Origin of the sequence: Mangrovibacter phragmitis (genome assembly GCF_040429585.1) — a bacterium.
GTDB lineage: Bacteria > Pseudomonadota > Gammaproteobacteria > Enterobacterales > Enterobacteriaceae > Mangrovibacter > Mangrovibacter phragmitis.
This window is the reverse complement of the sequence record NZ_CP134782.1, coordinates 2,995,287-3,011,963: the sequence shown is the minus strand read 5'-3', so window position 1 is coordinate 3,011,963 and position 16,677 is coordinate 2,995,287. Positions and strand designations below refer to the sequence as shown.

Annotated in this window: 10 protein-coding genes, 2 tRNA genes, 3 rRNA genes and 1 other annotated feature; of the genes, 10 read left to right on the top strand and 5 right to left on the bottom strand. The window is 49.8% G+C overall.

Translation table 11 applies throughout. The annotated features are described in order from the left end of the window. Positions 1 to 12: 12 nt before the first annotated feature. Positions 13 to 1,134 (top strand): bifunctional chorismate mutase/prephenate dehydrogenase, encoded by a 1,122-nt coding sequence (tyrA, locus tag MPHASIOC01_RS14475; RefSeq protein ID WP_353612800.1) that lies wholly within the window; start codon positions 13 to 15, stop codon positions 1,132 to 1,134. A 68-nt stretch (positions 1,135 to 1,202) separates the two neighbouring features. Next, positions 1,203 to 2,072, top strand: coding sequence for an SMP-30/gluconolactonase/LRE family protein (locus MPHASIOC01_RS14470; RefSeq protein ID WP_064600756.1), 870 nt, complete (start codon positions 1,203 to 1,205; stop codon positions 2,070 to 2,072). 29 nt (positions 2,073 to 2,101) lie between these two features. Here the strand turns inward: MPHASIOC01_RS14470 and pheA are convergent, their stop codons facing one another. The 4 genes from pheA to bamD all read right to left on the bottom strand — a co-directional run bounded on the left by pheA (position 2,102) and on the right by bamD (position 4,851). Next, entirely contained in the window at positions 2,102 to 3,262 is a 1,161-nt protein-coding gene (gene pheA / locus MPHASIOC01_RS14465) for a bifunctional chorismate mutase/prephenate dehydratase (RefSeq protein WP_064600755.1), read from the bottom strand. 21 nt (positions 3,263 to 3,283) lie between these two features. Further along, positions 3,284 to 3,410 (bottom strand) — a sequence feature (Phe leader region). Next, positions 3,338 to 3,409, bottom strand: a complete 72-nt coding sequence (gene pheL, locus MPHASIOC01_RS14460; RefSeq protein WP_197499305.1) for a pheA operon leader peptide PheL — start codon at positions 3,407 to 3,409, stop codon at positions 3,338 to 3,340. Its footprint overlaps the feature before it by 72 nt. Positions 3,411 to 3,512: 102 nt before the next feature. Further along, positions 3,513 to 3,845, bottom strand: a complete 333-nt coding sequence (gene raiA / locus MPHASIOC01_RS14455; protein ID WP_064600754.1) for a ribosome-associated translation inhibitor RaiA — start codon at positions 3,843 to 3,845, stop codon at positions 3,513 to 3,515. A gap of 268 nt (positions 3,846 to 4,113) precedes the next feature. Next, the gene (gene bamD / locus MPHASIOC01_RS14450) at positions 4,114 to 4,851 is read right to left on the bottom strand and encodes an outer membrane protein assembly factor BamD (RefSeq protein WP_064600753.1); all 738 of its coding nucleotides are present in this window, start codon (positions 4,849 to 4,851) and stop codon (positions 4,114 to 4,116) included. A gap of 132 nt (positions 4,852 to 4,983) precedes the next feature. On the opposite strand from bamD, the gene rluD reads away from it, so the two are divergent. The 8 genes from rluD (at position 4,984) to rrf (ending at position 14,994) form a co-directional block, all read left to right on the top strand. Further along, positions 4,984 to 5,964 carry a 23S rRNA pseudouridine(1911/1915/1917) synthase RluD gene (gene rluD, locus MPHASIOC01_RS14445; protein WP_064600751.1) on the top strand — a complete coding sequence of 327 codons (981 nt, stop codon included), beginning with the start codon at positions 4,984 to 4,986 and terminating at the stop codon, positions 5,962 to 5,964. Further along, positions 5,961 to 6,689, top strand: a complete 729-nt coding sequence (gene yfiH / locus MPHASIOC01_RS14440) for a purine nucleoside phosphorylase YfiH (RefSeq protein WP_064600749.1) — start codon at positions 5,961 to 5,963, stop codon at positions 6,687 to 6,689. Before rluD ends, yfiH begins: the two co-directional genes overlap by 4 nt. 130 nt (positions 6,690 to 6,819) lie before the next feature. After that, on the top strand, positions 6,820 to 9,393 hold the full coding sequence (gene clpB, locus MPHASIOC01_RS14435) for an ATP-dependent chaperone ClpB (protein WP_064600747.1): 2,574 nt from the start codon (positions 6,820 to 6,822) through the stop codon (positions 9,391 to 9,393). Positions 9,394 to 9,831: 438 nt separating this feature from the next. Next, positions 9,832 to 11,373, top strand: a 16S ribosomal RNA gene (locus MPHASIOC01_RS14430). 75 nt (positions 11,374 to 11,448) lie between these two features. Further along, positions 11,449 to 11,525: transfer RNA gene (locus MPHASIOC01_RS14425), tRNA-Ile, on the top strand. A gap of 113 nt (positions 11,526 to 11,638) precedes the next feature. Further along, positions 11,639 to 11,714: transfer RNA gene (locus tag MPHASIOC01_RS14420), tRNA-Ala, on the top strand. A 161-nt stretch (positions 11,715 to 11,875) separates the two neighbouring features. After that, positions 11,876 to 14,780 (top strand): 23S ribosomal RNA (locus tag MPHASIOC01_RS14415). A 98-nt stretch (positions 14,781 to 14,878) separates the two neighbouring features. Continuing rightward, a 5S ribosomal RNA gene (gene rrf, locus MPHASIOC01_RS14410) occupies positions 14,879 to 14,994 on the top strand. The 16S, 23S and 5S rRNA genes sit together here with 2 tRNA genes alongside, the layout of an rRNA operon. Positions 14,995 to 15,249: 255 nt before the next feature. On the opposite strand, the gene pssA is transcribed toward rrf, so the two are convergent. Continuing rightward, a complete protein-coding gene (gene pssA, locus MPHASIOC01_RS14405) occupies positions 15,250 to 16,605 on the bottom strand; it encodes a CDP-diacylglycerol--serine O-phosphatidyltransferase (RefSeq protein WP_064596081.1) in 1,356 nt (451 codons plus the stop codon). Positions 16,606 to 16,677 lie beyond the last annotated feature (72 nt).

Genomic DNA, 16,677 nt, shown 5'->3' with positions numbered 1-16,677 from the left:
GAGGAAGAATGAATGGTTGCTGAACTGACTGCACTGCGCGATCAAATTGATGAGGTGGATAAAGCGTTACTCGGATTACTGGCACGTCGCCTTGAACTGGTCGCTGAAGTCGGAGAAGTAAAGAGCCGTTATGGGTTACCGATTTATGTTCCAGAGCGAGAGGCGTCAATGCTGGCTTCGCGTCGCCATGAAGCTGAAATGCTTGGTGTACCACCGGATCTTATCGAGGATGTGTTACGTCGGGTGATGCGCGAGTCTTATTCCAGTGAGAATGATAAAGGCTTTAAAACACTGATGCCGGGGTTGCGCCCTGTGGTGATTATCGGTGGCGCAGGGCAAATGGGGCGGTTATTTGAAAAACTGCTGGTGTTGTCCGGTTACCAGGTGAGAATTCTGGAACAAGGAGACTGGTCGCAGGCCGAAACGCTGTTGCATGATGCCGGAATGGTTATTGTCAGCGTACCCATCCATTTGACTGAGCAGGTGATTAACCAGCTTCCGCCTCTGCCACAGGATTGTATTCTGGTTGACCTTGCTTCGGTGAAGAATTCTCCGTTACAGGCGATGCTGGCTGCTCACTCCGGGCCTGTTTTGGGGCTGCATCCTATGTTTGGTCCGGATACTGGCAGCCTCGCTAAACAAGTTGTTGTGTGGTGTGATGGGCGCCAACCGGAAGCGTATCAATGGTTTCTTGAACAAATCCAGGTTTGGGGCGCGCGCATACACCGTATTAGCGCGGTTGAGCATGATCAGAATATGGCTTTTATTCAGGCGTTGCGTCATTTCGCCACGTTTGCTTATGGCCTGCATCTGGCTGAAGAGAATGTTCAGCTTGATCAACTGCTGGCGCTGTCTTCGCCTATATACCGGCTTGAGCTGGCAATGGTCGGGCGCTTGTTTGCCCAGGACCCGCAGTTATATGCCGATATTATTATGTCTTCTGGAAATAACCTGGCACTCATCAAGCGTTATTATCAGCGCTTTGGTGAGGCGTTGAGCCTGATAGAGCATGGCAACAAACAGGCCTTTATCGACAGTTTCCGCAGAGTTGAACACTGGTTTGGTGATTACGCGAAACATTTTCAGGAAGAAAGCCGAAATTTATTACGTCAGGCTAACGATAGCCGCCAATAAGCAAAACAGGTTTTATACTTGAAAACCAGCAGGGTAAATCTGCTGGTTTTTTATTTTGGGGGAAAATCATGGGGACGCCAGAGCTGTTACTGGATTATATCGGGCACTTGCCGGAAAGCCCGGTGTGGGATGAACAGGAAGGTACACTGTACTGGAGCGATATTCTGGAACAAGAAATTCATAGTTTCCAGTTAGCCTCACGCCAGCATCGTGTTATTCGCTTTCCGGAAGAGGTTGGGTGTTTTGCTTTACGTCAGTCTGGTGGGTTCATTGTGGCAATGCGTAGCGGTATTTGGCTGTGTAACGCAAATGGCATTTTGCTGCATAAAGTGTGTGATAACCCTAATAACCCTCAGCTCGCACGCTTCAACGACGGGGGAACAGACCGCCAGGGCAACTTTTATGCCGGAACCTTTTGGGCTCCAGGTGATTTCAATGGTGCGTTACTGGTGCGTGTTGGCAGCACTTTGCAGCCCCAGGTTATTCAGTGTGATCTGCAGGGAGCTAATGGGCTGGCGTTCAGTCCATCGGGTGAATACATGTATAACTCAGATTCCCCCAACCGTGTGATTTACCAGAGCAGAATAGATGAGCAGGGCGAACAAGGTGTGCGCCGGGTGTTTCGCAATTTCACACCAGAAGAGGGACTGCCAGATGGCGCTGCAGTGGATGCCGAAGGGTGTTACTGGAGTGCATTTCATGGCGGCAGCCGTATTGCCCGATTTTCATCACAAGGGGAACAGTTACTGGAAGTGCGACTGCCAGTACCTATGCCTACTATGGTCTGTTTTGGCGGTGAGGATATGCGCACGTTGTTTATTACCACCACCCGGGAAAATATGAGTGACGAGGGGCAGGCTCAGTACCCCTTATCTGGCGCTATCTTCACTCTGTCTGTTGATGTGGAGGGTATAGCTGCGACCCGTTTTGCGGGCTAGTAGCGTACAGTTCCACTGGTGAACGACTGTTATGCTGGTTCAACTGGAATCACATTTTCGCTGGGGTAGCAGCCCAGTACCTTCAGGTAACGGGTGATGCTCTCCAGTTCAGCCAGCGCATGTTGCATGGCGCTAGATTGCAGGTTGGCCTGAATATCCAGGTAAAACATTTCTTCCCACGGGTTACCATGAATCGGACGGGATTCCAGCCTGGTCATGATCAGGTTGTGGTTGCGCAGCACCAACAGTGCTTCAACCAGCGCGCCTGCCTGTTGCCCGGTAGCCATAAGCAGTGTGGTTTTGGCCGGAACCTGGTCAGAAACGTTTACAGGTTTGCGGGCCAGTACTACAAAGCGGGTAATATTTTGTTTCTGGTTCGCCAGATTGCGTTCAAGTACTTGCAGCCCGTATAAAGCGCCGCCAGGTTCACTTCCCAGTGCTGCGACAGAAGGGTCTGAAGACTGGGCCACTTTTTCCATTGCCGCCGCAGTGCTCTCACAGTATTCAATATTCCAGTGCGGGTAGCGGTTAATGAATTGGCTGCATTGCTGAAAGGGTTGTGGATGGCTGTAAACGGTTTTGATTGTATCAAGGTCCGTTGTTGTGGATACCAGTACACAATGGTCAATTGGCAGTGTCAGTTCTCCCACAATAGACAGGTTAGTGTGTTGCAGTAAATCATAAACATCATTGATTGCGCCTGAGCTGGTGTTTTCCAGTGGAACAACTGCGTAGTCTGCCTGACCTGTTTCGACCTGGCTGAAAATATCCTGAAACTTATTGCACCCACACTCAACAAATTCTTCAAAATGGCGTGCGGCATACTGGCGGGAAGCCAGATGAGACCAGGAGCCTTTTGGACCGAGGAAAGAGATACGTGCGGTGTGGGGGTTTGTTTTATTCAGGTTTTGTTGCAGAAGGGCTTGCTGGGTAAGAACGGAGTCTTCAATAATTAATTGAAACAGGCGGGTAATATAGTGTGCGTCGAGTTGCTTTTGTTTACCCAGAATAATCAGGCGCTCAAGCAAATCTTTTTCTCTGTCAATATCGCGCACAGGCCGGTGCGTTGCCAGTTTCGCTTTACCTACTTCCACCGCCAGCGCTTTACGCTCAGACAGGAGATCCAGCAGCTTTTTATCAACTGCGCTGATTTTGTCCCGCAGGGCCAGTAATGGATTTTCCGGAGTCATAACTCAACCTTTTTGTTAGCCATAAAAAAGGCCTCCCCGTTTGGGGAGGCCTGCTTATTCGTCTTCGCGTGCTTCTTATATGACGAATCGCCCCCCCGAAATGGGGAAGATAAAGAAGAATGCGAAGAAGAACAGACGTTGTTTCATGTACGTTTCTCTGAAAGTGATACCAGTAAAGTACCCGCAGAGTTTTCATTCTGTCAATAAAAAACGCGCCCGAAGGCGCGTTAGGAAATATACCTGCGATGTATCACGCTTCTTCAGCACTGATCACATCTTTTACTGAAGCATCGGCCCGGCGGGCTTCACTTTTATGTTGTAGCTTATTCAGTTGGCGCTCCAGTTTCGTTATCAGTTCATTAATGGCGGCGTACATATCTTCATGTTTTGCGCTGGCCACCAGATGCCCATTCGGTGTGTTGATGGTTGCATCTGCAACAAAACCCTTAGGTTCTTTGGACAAAATAATATGCGGATTAATAAGATGCGTTTGCCATTTGTCCAGTTTGGAGAGACGTTCGGTGACATGCTGGCGAATAGCTGGGGTGATTTCCATTTGTTTGCTGGTAATGTTCATTGTCATAAATTTACCTCTTGTCTTTCCGTCTTGGTGATTTCAGCATACCGCGCTTAATGTCAAAATGCGTGAGTAAAATCACGTAATTTTGTCACTTTTTGTCAATCTAACGTGTTTTGTGAGGCAGGACAGGATGAGGCCATTTAGGCCTTGTCGAATACGCTAAAAAGCGCCATAGTTGACTGGATAACACAACTGAAAAAGTGACAGTTTGTGTGTGAGTGGCATAAAAAACGGCAGCCTGTGGCTACCGTTTTTTTGTGTGAGGCACCAATCAGGTGTTCGGGCTGTTTGATGCGATAATTTTGGCTACTTTCTCTGCCTGCGCATCCAGTTGCATTTTGCGGTAGGCATTTTCCATCAGAGGCAGGGCATCACGAGTAGCCTGCGTATCCTGGTAGTTTTTCAGCATACCTTCCACACGGTTAACAACTGCAACCCAGGCGCCACGTCTGGTGTAATATTGCGCCACGGAGAGCTCGTATTTTGCCAGGCGGTCTTTCAGGAACAGCATCCGTTTCTCTGCATCGTTCGCATACTCGCTGTGCGGGTAACCACGTACCAGTTTTGAGAAATCGTTGAACGCATCACGCGCATGCTGTGGGTCACGGTCTGAACGATCCACACCGAAGAAACCTTGCAGTGCGCTGTCGTCGAGCGCCATGTTGGTCAGGCCACGCATGTAAAGCACATAATCGATGTTAGGATGCGTGGGGTTCAGGCGCAGGAAGCGGTCAATGGCTGCCTGTGCCAGCGGCAAGTCTGCGTTTTTATAATAGGCGTAGATAAGATCCAACTGAACTTGTTGCGAATATGGGCCAAACGGATAACGGTTATCCAGCGCTTCAAGTTGCTTTATCGCCGCTTTCCAGTTACCGTCCTGCAGCTTTTGCTGAGCAGTCGCGTAAATTTCAGAAGGCGGATTATCAGGCACCTCATCTTTGGAGCTGGAACAACCAGCCAGAGCAAGGCTCAGTGTGGCGGCTGCCAGCAGATATTTCATACGCATCATGACGTTTTGGCTTTCCTCAAAATGTTATTCCGGGAGACTTTCCGTGAAGCTTCCGGTCAAGACCAGCTACAATAGCACACTATATTAAACGGCAAAGCCGTAAAAACCCAACGTTAAACAAAGAAGCTGTATATGGCACAACTAGTACAACTCACTGCAACGGTATCCGAAACTCAACTCGGTCAACGCTTAGATCAGGCTTTGGCTGAATTGTTCCCGGATTATTCCCGTTCTCGAATAAAAGAGTGGATTTTGCAGGGCCGCGTTCAGATTAATGGTCTGCTTTGCGATAAGCCTAAAGAAAAAGTGCTTGGTGGGGAACAGGTTTCCATCAATGCGGAAATTGAAGAAGAAGTGCGTTTCGAACCGCAGGATATCCCGCTGGATATCGTGTACGAAGATGAAGACATCATCGTTATTAATAAACCGCGCGATTTAGTGGTTCACCCGGGTGCTGGTAACCCGGATGGCACTATTCTAAACGCATTACTGCATTATTACCCGCCGATTGTGGATGTTCCTCGGGCTGGGATTGTGCACCGCCTGGATAAAGACACCACCGGGTTGATGGTGGTGGCAAAAACTGTCCCGGCACAAACGCGCCTGGTTGAGTCTTTGCAGCGCAGAGAAATCACCCGTGAGTATGAAGCAGTGGCAATCGGGCATATGACCGCCGGTGGTCTGGTTAATGAACCTATCAGCCGGCATCCTACTAAGCGCACTCATATGGCTGTGCACCCAATGGGCAAGCATGCTGTGACGCACTACCGGATTATGGAACAGTTCCGGGTGCATACCCGCCTGCGCCTGCGCCTGGAAACTGGCCGTACGCACCAGATTCGCGTTCATATGGCACATATCAGCCACCCGCTGGTGGGCGACCCATTGTATGGCGGCCGCCCTCGTCCACCAAAAGGTGCCTCTGAAGCGTTTATTGACACTCTGCGTAAATTTGACAGGCAGGCGTTGCATGCCACTATGCTGCGCTTATATCACCCCATTTCCGGTATAGAAATGGAATGGCATGCGCCTATTCCACAAGACATGATTGATCTTATTGCCGTAATGCGTGACGATTTCGAAACCTATAAAGATCAAGTGGACTGGTTATGACAAAAATGATCACCCCGCAGTGGCCATTACCTGAAGGTGTAATGGCGTGCAGTAGTACCCGAATTGGCGGGGTGAGTCAGCCACCCTGGGGGGGCCTGAATCTGGGCGCCCACTGTGGTGATGATGCCGCCCATGTTGAACAAAACAGGCAAATTTTTTATACGGCAGCTGGTTTGCCAGCTCAGCCAGAGTGGCTTGAGCAAGTTCATGGCACGCATGTACTTAATCTGGATTCTCCCTGGGAGAATAAGCGTGCAGATGCGGTATATACCCGGCAAAAAGGGAAAGTGTGTGCTGTTATGACGGCAGACTGTTTGCCGGTTTTATTATGTAACAATGTAGGTACGGAAGTGGCTGCTGTACATGCTGGCTGGCGTGGGCTGTGTGAAGGTGTTATTGAAGCAACCGTTGCTTGTTTTGAAGATGAACCAGCTAATTTACTCGCATGGTTAGGCCCGGCGATTGGTCCTGAGGCCTTTGAAGTTGGCCCGGAAGTGCGGGCCGCATTTATGGAAAAGGCCCCGGAAGCACAGCAGGCATTCAGGCCTGTGGGTGAGAAATATTTCGCCAATATTTACCAACTGGCTCGCCAGCGCCTGGCAAAGCTGGGTATTAACCAGGTGTATGGCGGTGACCATTGCACATTCAGTGAGTCCAGTACGTTCTTCTCTTATCGCCGTGACAGAACAACCGGGCGTATGGCAAGTTTTATCTGGCTGATATAACCTATTAAATCAAGGCGATCCGGTACGTGTATTTTTTCCCAAACATAATTATGGTCATTAACCTTGAATAAATTGAGGGATGACCTCATTTAATCTCCAGTAGCAAATTTGACCTGTTATGGGAGGAATTATGCGTCTGGATCGTCTTACTAACAAATTCCAGCTTGCTCTCGCTGATGCCCAGTCTCTTGCTCTCGGGCACGACAACCAATTTATCGAACCGCTTCACCTGATGAGTGCTTTATTCAATCAGGAGGGGGGCTCTGTACGTCCTTTACTGACTTCTGCTGGCGTTAATACTACTCAGCTTAAAAGCGCCATGGAAAATGCGTTATCCCGGCTACCTCAGGTTGAAGGTACCGGGGGCGATGTTCAACCTTCGCAGGATCTGGTGCGAGTATTGAACATGTGCGACAAACTGGCGCAAAAACGTGGCGATAACTTTATTTCGTCTGAACTGTTCGTTCTGGCTGCGCTTGAATCGCGCGGTTCACTGGCAGATATTCTGAAATCTGCTGGAGCAACAATCGCCAATATAACACAAGCGATTGAGCAAATTCGCGGAGGGGAAAACGTGAATGATCAGGGTGCCGAGGACCAACGGCAAGCATTAAAAAAATATACGCTTGACCTGACTGAGCGGGCGGAACAAGGCAAACTTGATCCGGTTATTGGCCGTGATGAAGAAATTCGCCGAACCATTCAGGTATTGCAGCGCCGTACTAAAAATAATCCAGTACTGATTGGTGAGCCTGGTGTGGGTAAAACCGCCATTGTGGAAGGGCTTGCCCAACGTATTATCAACGGCGAGGTGCCTGAAGGCTTGAAAGGCCGCCGTGTTCTGGCTCTGGATATGGGGGCGCTGGTGGCTGGCGCTAAATACCGCGGCGAGTTTGAAGAACGACTGAAAGCAGTACTGAATGATCTGTCCAAACAGGAAGGCAACGTCATTCTGTTTATTGATGAATTACACACTATGGTAGGGGCTGGTAAGGCCGATGGCGCAATGGACGCGGGCAATATGCTGAAACCGGCACTTGCTCGTGGTGAGTTGCATTGCGTTGGGGCTACCACACTGGATGAATATCGTCAGTACATTGAAAAAGACGCTGCGCTGGAGCGTCGTTTCCAGAAAGTATTTGTCGCACAACCCAGTGTTGAAGACACCATCGCTATTTTGCGTGGTTTAAAAGAGCGGTATGAATTGCATCACCATGTGCAAATAACTGACCCGGCTATTGTTGCTGCGGCAACGCTGTCACATCGCTATATTGCAGACCGGCAATTACCGGATAAAGCGATTGACCTGATAGATGAAGCTGCTTCCAGCATTCGAATGCAGATTGACTCAAAACCTGAAGAGTTGGATCGTCTTGACCGCAGAATCATTCAACTGAAACTGGAACAACAGGCGCTACTGAAAGAATCCGATGATGCCAGTAAAAAGCGTCTGGAAATGCTTAATGATGAGTTATCTCAGAAAGAGCGTGACTACGCTGAGCTGGAAGAAGAATGGAAAGCTGAAAAAGCGTCGTTATCCGGTACTCAAACTATTAAGGCGGAATTAGAACAGGCTAAAATTGCCATCGACCAGGCGCGTCGTGCTGGAGACCTGGCAAGAATGTCTGAACTGCAGTACGGCAAAATTCCCGAGTTGGAGAAACAGCTGGCGGCAGCTACGCAGTCTGAAGGTAAAACGATGCGCTTGTTGCGTAATAAAGTGACAGATGCAGAAATTGCTGAGGTGCTGGCTCGCTGGACGGGGATCCCTGTGTCCCGCATGTTGGAAAGCGAACGGGATAAGTTATTACGTATGGAAGATCAATTGCATCAGCGTGTGATTGGCCAGGATGAGGCGGTTCAGGCTGTTTCGAATGCTATTCGCCGTAGCCGTGCGGGGCTTTCTGATCCTAATCGTCCAATTGGTTCTTTCTTGTTCCTCGGTCCTACGGGGGTTGGGAAAACGGAATTGTGTAAATCCCTGGCGAATTTTATGTTTGACAGCGATGACGCCATGGTTCGTATCGACATGTCGGAGTTTATGGAAAAGCACTCGGTTTCCCGTTTAGTCGGGGCACCTCCAGGATATGTCGGTTATGAGGAAGGGGGCTATTTGACGGAAGCCGTGCGTCGCCGCCCATATTCGGTCATTTTGCTGGATGAAGTTGAAAAGGCACATCCTGATGTATTCAATATCTTACTACAGGTATTAGACGATGGGCGCCTTACTGACGGCCAGGGGAGAACGGTCGATTTCAGGAATACTGTAGTCATCATGACTTCAAACCTGGGCTCTGATTTAATCCAGGAACGGTTTGGGGAACTTGATTATGGCAATATGAAAGAGTTGGTAATGGGCGTAGTGACTCATAGCTTCAGGCCTGAGTTTATCAACCGTATTGATGAGGTAGTTGTTTTCCACCCACTTTCAGAGCGCCATATTGCTTCTATTGCGAATATTCAGTTGCAGCGGTTGTATAAACGCCTGGAAGAACGTGGTTATGAACTTCATATCACAGATGAAGCTTTGGTAATGCTTGGTGAAAATGGCTACGACCCGGTTTATGGTGCGCGGCCGTTGAAACGAGCCATTCAGCAACAGGTTGAGAACCCACTGGCCCAGCAAATTTTGTCGGGCGAGTTAATTCCGGGAAAAACAATTGAGCTGAAAGTTAAAGATGGTTCGATTGTCGCAGTGCAGTAAATCACAAAAATAACAAAAACAGGCCCTGTGCGGCCTGTTTTTGTATAATAAATATCCAAAAATCACAGTTTAAGATGTGATTTGCCTGGAAAATAATCGAACGATAATTTTTTTGTATTAAACACTTGCCAGCGAGAGATTAGTCCCTATAATGCGCCACCACTGACACGGCACAACGGCAAACAAACCGGCCTGTCAGGCAAAGTTAAGTAAAAATAAATGCTTGACTCTGTAGCGGGAAAGCGTAATATACGCAGCCCGCGCCACCCGGAAATACGGTGGCACTGCTCTTTAACAATTTATCAGACAATCTGTGTGGGCACTCATAAGCACTGATATCTTAACGTCGCAAGACGCTAAAAATTATCAAGTCTTAAAGAGTGACTAACAGTTAATTCATTACGAATAAACAGTTTAATTCTTTGAGCATCAAACTTTAAATTGAAGAGTTTGATCATGGCTCAGATTGAACGCTGGCGGCAGGCCTAACACATGCAAGTCGAGCGGCAGCGGGAAGAAGCTTGCTTCTTTGCCGGCGAGCGGCGGACGGGTGAGTAATGTCTGGGAAACTGCCTGATGGAGGGGGATAACTACTGGAAACGGTGGCTAATACCGCATAACGTCGCAAGACCAAAGAGGGGGACCTTCGGGCCTCTTGCCATCAGATGTGCCCAGATGGGATTAGCTTGTTGGTGAGGTAACGGCTCACCAAGGCGACGATCCCTAGCTGGTCTGAGAGGATGACCAGCCACACTGGAACTGAGACACGGTCCAGACTCCTACGGGAGGCAGCAGTGGGGAATATTGCACAATGGGCGCAAGCCTGATGCAGCCATGCCGCGTGTATGAAGAAGGCCTTCGGGTTGTAAAGTACTTTCAGTCAGGAGGAAGGTGGTGAGCTTAATACGCTCATCAATTGACGTTACTGACAGAAGAAGCACCGGCTAACTCCGTGCCAGCAGCCGCGGTAATACGGAGGGTGCAAGCGTTAATCGGAATTACTGGGCGTAAAGCGCACGCAGGCGGTCTGTCAAGTCGGATGTGAAATCCCCGGGCTCAACCTGGGAACTGCATTCGAAACTGGCAGGCTGGAGTCTCGTAGAGGGAGGTAGAATTCCAGGTGTAGCGGTGAAATGCGTAGAGATCTGGAGGAATACCGGTGGCGAAGGCGGCCTCCTGGACGAAGACTGACGCTCAGGTGCGAAAGCGTGGGGAGCAAACAGGATTAGATACCCTGGTAGTCCACGCCGTAAACGATGTCGACTTGGAGGCTGTGCCCTTGAGGCGTGGCTTCCGGAGCTAACGCGTTAAGTCGACCGCCTGGGGAGTACGGCCGCAAGGTTAAAACTCAAATGAATTGACGGGGGCCCGCACAAGCGGTGGAGCATGTGGTTTAATTCGATGCAACGCGAAGAACCTTACCTGGTCTTGACATCCAGAGAATCCTGCAGAGATGCGGGAGTGCCTTCGGGAGCTCTGAGACAGGTGCTGCATGGCTGTCGTCAGCTCGTGTTGTGAAATGTTGGGTTAAGTCCCGCAACGAGCGCAACCCTTATCCTTTGTTGCCAGCGGTTAGGCCGGGAACTCAAAGGAGACTGCCAGTGATAAACTGGAGGAAGGTGGGGATGACGTCAAGTCATCATGGCCCTTACGACCAGGGCTACACACGTGCTACAATGGCGCATACAAAGAGAAGCGAACTTGCGAGAGTAAGCGGACCTCATAAAGTGCGTCGTAGTCCGGATTGGAGTCTGCAACTCGACTCCATGAAGTCGGAATCGCTAGTAATCGCGGATCAGAATGCCGCGGTGAATACGTTCCCGGGCCTTGTACACACCGCCCGTCACACCATGGGAGTGGGTTGCAAAAGAAGTAGGTAGCTTAACCTTCGGGAGGGCGCTTACCACTTTGTGATTCATGACTGGGGTGAAGTCGTAACAAGGTAACCGTAGGGGAACCTGCGGTTGGATCACCTCCTTACCTTAGAGATACGGTCTTTTGCAGTGCTCACACAGATTGTCTGATGAAAAGAAAAACGGGCAGTAAAACTTCTGCAGGCTTGTAGCTCAGGTGGTTAGAGCGCACCCCTGATAAGGGTGAGGTCGGTGGTTCAAGTCCACTCAGGCCTACCAAATTTTCCCTGATACGGTGTTGCAAAATGACTCACATACTGAAAAGTATGCTTCGTCATTCTGCGCCTTGTCTCAGTGAAAATTACGGGTAACAGAACGTTGTATGACTCGATGGGGCTATAGCTCAGCTGGGAGAGCGCCTGCTTTGCACGCAGGAGGTCTGCGGTTCGATCCCGCATAGCTCCACCATCCCTGTCCGTTAAAATAGTTCAGAGTGTACTGAATCAGTATGCTGTGAAGTATTATGCTCTTTAAAAATCCGGAACAAGCTGAAAATTGAAACACAGAACAACGCAAGTTGTTCGTGAGTCTCTCAAAACTTACAGCACGAAGACATCTTCGGGTTGTGAGGTTAAGCGACTAAGCGTACACGGTGGATGCCCTGGCAGTCAGAGGCGATGAAGGACGTGCTAATCTGCGAAAAGCGCCGGTGAGGTGATATGAACCGTTATAACCGGCGATGTCCGAATGGGGAAACCCAGTGTGACTCGTCACACTATCATTAACTGAATCCATAGGTTAATGAGGCGAACCGGGAGAACTGAAACATCTAAGTACCCCGAGGAAAAGAAATCAACCGAGATTCCCCAAGTAGCGGCGAGCGAACGGGGAAGAGCCCAGAGTCTGAATCAGCAGGTGTGTTAGTGGAACGGTCCGGAATGGCCGGCGATACAGGGTGAAAGCCCCGTACACGAAAGCGCACCTGTTGTGAGCTCGATGAGTAGGGCGGGACACGTGGTATCCTGTCTGAATATGGGGGGACCATCCTCCAAGGCTAAATACTCCTGACTGACCGATAGTGAACCAGTACCGTGAGGGAAAGGCGAAAAGAACCCCGGCGAGGGGAGTGAAAAAGAACCTGAAACCGTGTACGTACAAGCAGTGGGAGCCTCTTAATGGGGTGACTGCGTACCTTTTGTATAATGGGTCAGCGACTTATATTCTGTAGCAAGGTTAACCGTATAGGGGAGCCGCAGGGAAACCGAGTCTTAACCGGGCGTCCAGTTGCAGGGTATAGACCCGAAACCCGGTGATCTAGCCATGGGCAGGTTGAAGGTTGGGTAACACTAACTGGAGGACCGAACCGACTAATGTTGAAAAATTAGCGGATGACCTGTGGCTGGGGGTGAAAGGCCAATCAAACCGGGAGATAGCTGGTTCTCCCCGAAAGCTATTTAGGTAGCGCCTCGTGAATTCATCTCCGGGGGTAGAGCACTGTTTCGGCTAGGGGGCCATCCCGGCTTACCAACCCGATGCAAACTACGAATACCGGAGAATGTTATCACGGGAGACACACGGCGGGTGCTAACGTCCGTCGTGAAGAGGGAAACAACCCAGACCGCCAGCTAAGGTCCCAAAGTCATGGTTAAGTGGGAAACGATGTGGGAAGGCCCAGACAGCCAGGATGTTGGCTTAGAAGCAGCCATCATTTAAAGAAAGCGTAATAGCTCACTGGTCGAGTCGGCCTGCGCGGAAGATGTAACGGGGCTAAACCATGCACCGAAGCTGCGGCAGCGACACTGAGTGTTGTTGGGTAGGGGAGTGTTCTGTAAGCCGGTGAAGGTGTGCTGTGAGGCATGCTGGAGGTATCAGAAGTGCGAATGCTGACATAAGTAACGATAATGCGGGTGAAAAACCCGCACGCCGGAAGACCAAGGGTTCCTGTCCAACGTTAATCGGGGCAGGGTGAGTCGACCCCTAAGGCGAGGCCGAAAGGCGTAGTCGATGGGAAACAGGTTAATATTCCTGTACTTGGTGTTACTGCGAAGGGGGGACGGAGAAGGCTGTGTCATCCGGGCGACGGTTGTCCCGGTTTAAGCGTGAAGGTGGAGTGACCAGGCAAATCCGGTTGCTCATTAACACTGAGGCGTGATGACGAGGCACTACGGTGCTGAAGTGACAGATGCCCTGCTTCCAGGAAAAGCCTCTAAGCTCCAGGTAACACGAAATCGTACCCCAAACCGACACAGGTGGTCAGGTAGAGAATACCAAGGCGCTTGAGAGAACTCGGGTGAAGGAACTAGGCAAAATGGTGCCGTAACTTCGGGAGAAGGCACGCTGACATGTAGGTGAAGTCCCCCGCGGATGGAGCTGAAGTCAGTCGAAGATACCAGCTGGCTGCAACTGTTTATTAAAAACACAGCACTGTGCAAACACGAAAGTGGACGTATACGGTGTGACGCCTGCCCGGTGCCGGAAGGTTAATTGATGGGGTCAGCGCAAGCGAAGCTCCTGATCGAAGCCCCGGTAAACGGCGGCCGTAACTATAACGGTCCTAAGGTAGCGAAATTCCTTGTCGGGTAAGTTCCGACCTGCACGAATGGCGTAATGATGGCCAGGCTGTCTCCACCCGGGACTCAGTGAAATTGAACTCGCCGTGAAGATGCGGTGTACCCGCGGCAAGACGGAAAGACCCCGTGAACCTTTACTATAGCTTGACACTGAACATTGAGCCTTGATGTGTAGGATAGGTGGGAGGCTTTGAAGTGTGGACGCCAGTCTGCATGGAGCCAACCTTGAAATACCACCCTTTAATGTTTGATGTTCTAACCTGGCGCCATAATCTGGCGTGGGGACAGTGTCTGGTGGGTAGTTTGACTGGGGCGGTCTCCTCCTAAAGTGTAACGGAGGAGCACGAAGGTTGGCTAATCCTGGTCGGACATCAGGAGGTTAGTGCAATGGCATAAGCCAGCTTGACTGCGAGCGTGACGGCGCGAGCAGGTGCGAAAGCAGGTCATAGTGATCCGGTGGTTCTGAATGGAAGGGCCATCGCTCAACGGATAAAAGGTACTCCGGGGATAACAGGCTGATACCGCCCAAGAGTTCATATCGACGGCGGTGTTTGGCACCTCGATGTCGGCTCATCACATCCTGGGGCTGAAGTAGGTCCCAAGGGTATGGCTGTTCGCCATTTAAAGTGGTACGCGAGCTGGGTTTAGAACGTCGTGAGACAGTTCGGTCCCTATCTGCCGTGGGCGCTGGAGAATTGAGGGGGGCTGCTCCTAGTACGAGAGGACCGGAGTGGACGCATCACTGGTGTTCGGGTTGTCATGCCAATGGCACTGCCCGGTAGCTACATGCGGAAGAGATAAGTGCTGAAAGCATCTAAGCACGAAACTTGCCCCGAGATGAGTTCTCCCTGACTCTTTAAGAGTCCTGAAGGAACGTTGAAGACGACGACGTTGATAGGCCGGGTGTGTAAGCGCAGCGATGCGTTGAGCTAACCGGTACTAATGAACCGTGAGGCTTAACCTTACAACGCCAAAGATGTTTTGGTGTGAGAGAGACGAAATTTTCAGCCTGTTGACGGATTAAGATTCATGGCCGTGAGGCGGTGAATAAAACAGAATCTGCCTGGCGGCAAGAGCGCGGTGGTCCCACCTGACCCCATGCCGAACTCAGAAGTGAAACGCCGTAGCGCCGATGGTAGTGTGGGGTCTCCCCATGCGAGAGTAGGGAACTGCCAGGCTTTAATTAAGAAGAACCCTCAGCGAAAGCTGGGGGTTTTTTGCTTTTGTGTCTTCAGAAAATTAACGGCTAATCAGAAGACAACTGACGTGCGCAGAGCTAACTCAGATATCACCACAAATGTGTTATGCCGCAATAGATAACAAACATAAGCTGACATCAAATAAGAAAGTGAGATAACTGGCTTAATAAGGAAGAAATAACAGGAGAGAAGAAAACCTTGCCTGGCGAAACCAGACAAGGAAATAAAGGTAAGTTATAACATTCTACTAATCAACTTATCGATACGAATCCGGCGTAAACGGCGAATGAGTTTACGAACTTTAATCGGGTAGTCTGCAATACTTTGCAGGTCACGATAATGCTGAACGATGGTTGTGTGCTGGCGAATTAGCTGGAGTTCATGCTCTCGTGGAGCTTCCAGTTCATTAAGTGGATCATGTACCAGAATGGCATTTTCAAGATCAAGCCGCCATGCACGAGGATTCAGGTTGTTGCCCGTTAGCAGCATCCATTCAGTATCTACCCACATACCTTTCAGGTGGTAGCTATTGTCAGCATCTTTCCATAAACGAACAATTAACTGACCACTGTTGACATAATATTGCAACCGGCTAATAAACCTGCGCAAATTGATCTCATAAAGATATGGTAAGGCACCAATAATTTTAAACGGCTGATCTTCAGGAATATAGAAATCATTGGCGGTTTTATCGCCCACAATAATTTCGACTTGTTTCCCGGCTCGTAGTAGCCCAATGATATTACGGACTAAAATAGCGGGTAAATTAAAATAGGGGGTGCAGATGGTCAACTTGTGTTCAGTGCATGGAATCAGGTGGCAAATGGTTCGGTTCAGTAAACTGGATTTACCAAGACCAACCAGTGGTGTCACCGATAGTGTTTCGTTATCTGACCGCCCGGTATAATGGTAGCTACTTTCCCGTAGTTTCTGCCGGTATAAGCGAATATCATTTTTGATATCCTGACTTTTTGGCCGCTCAGGGGCATCGAGCCGGTTTACAGCCATGCCAGCTACCAAATTTTGTTTTACCCAAACATACAGCGTATCTGCCAGAGCGCTGTTGCGGATTAAGTGGTAGCGATCGTAGCGGTATTTATCATGTTGATGAAGGTATACATCGTTCAAACTGGCACCGCTGTACAAAACAGCGTTATCAATAATGAAACCTTTAAAATGCAGTACACCCAATGCTTCACGCGTATTGACAGGAACGCCATAGACGGGAATAACCGTACCTGGATGTTCAGAAGCCATTCTGGCATACCAGTCTGCGTTTGTGTCCGATGCTGCAGCACCTATGCGCCCGCGTTGTGCACGGTGCCAGTCAACCAGTACAGTTACCTCTAATTCCGGGCGGAGCTTTTTAGCCTGATACAGGGCTGCAAGCACTGCCTGTCCGCCATCATCCTGCTCCAAATATAGCGCAACAATACAGATGCGCCTTGTCGCCGTCGCTATTTTTTCCAGCAGTGTTTCCCTGAAATCTGCAGGGGAAAAAAAGAACTCAACATCATCAACTGACTGAGGAAGCTTGGGTAACTGGGCAAGGTGTTGTTGATGTTTATTTCGCTTAAGTCTGGACAACATCACAGTGCTAATCTTCTCTCTATTTAGGGCTGCCAGACGCTTGAGCCTGGCGACAGAATCTGTCGATGATAC

Bases quoted from the DNA above. Each gene is read 5' to 3' on its own strand.
- tyrA (WP_353612800.1), top strand. From the start codon at position 13: ATGGTTGCTGAACTGACTGCACTGCGCGATCAAATTGATGAGGTGGAT.
- MPHASIOC01_RS14470 (WP_064600756.1), top strand. From the start codon at position 1,203: ATGGGGACGCCAGAGCTGTTACTGGATTATATCGGGCACTTGCCGGAA.
- pheA (WP_064600755.1), bottom strand. From the start codon at position 3,262: ATGACTCCGGAAAATCCATTACTGGCCCTGCGGGACAAAATCAGCGCA.
- raiA (WP_064600754.1), bottom strand. From the start codon at position 3,845: ATGACAATGAACATTACCAGCAAACAAATGGAAATCACCCCAGCTATT.
- bamD (WP_064600753.1), bottom strand. From the start codon at position 4,851: ATGATGCGTATGAAATATCTGCTGGCAGCCGCCACACTGAGCCTTGCT.
- rluD (WP_064600751.1), top strand. From the start codon at position 4,984: ATGGCACAACTAGTACAACTCACTGCAACGGTATCCGAAACTCAACTC.
- yfiH (WP_064600749.1), top strand. From the start codon at position 5,961: ATGACAAAAATGATCACCCCGCAGTGGCCATTACCTGAAGGTGTAATG.
- clpB (WP_064600747.1), top strand. From the start codon at position 6,820: ATGCGTCTGGATCGTCTTACTAACAAATTCCAGCTTGCTCTCGCTGAT.
- pssA (WP_064596081.1), bottom strand. From the start codon at position 16,605: ATGTTGTCCAGACTTAAGCGAAATAAACATCAACAACACCTTGCCCAG.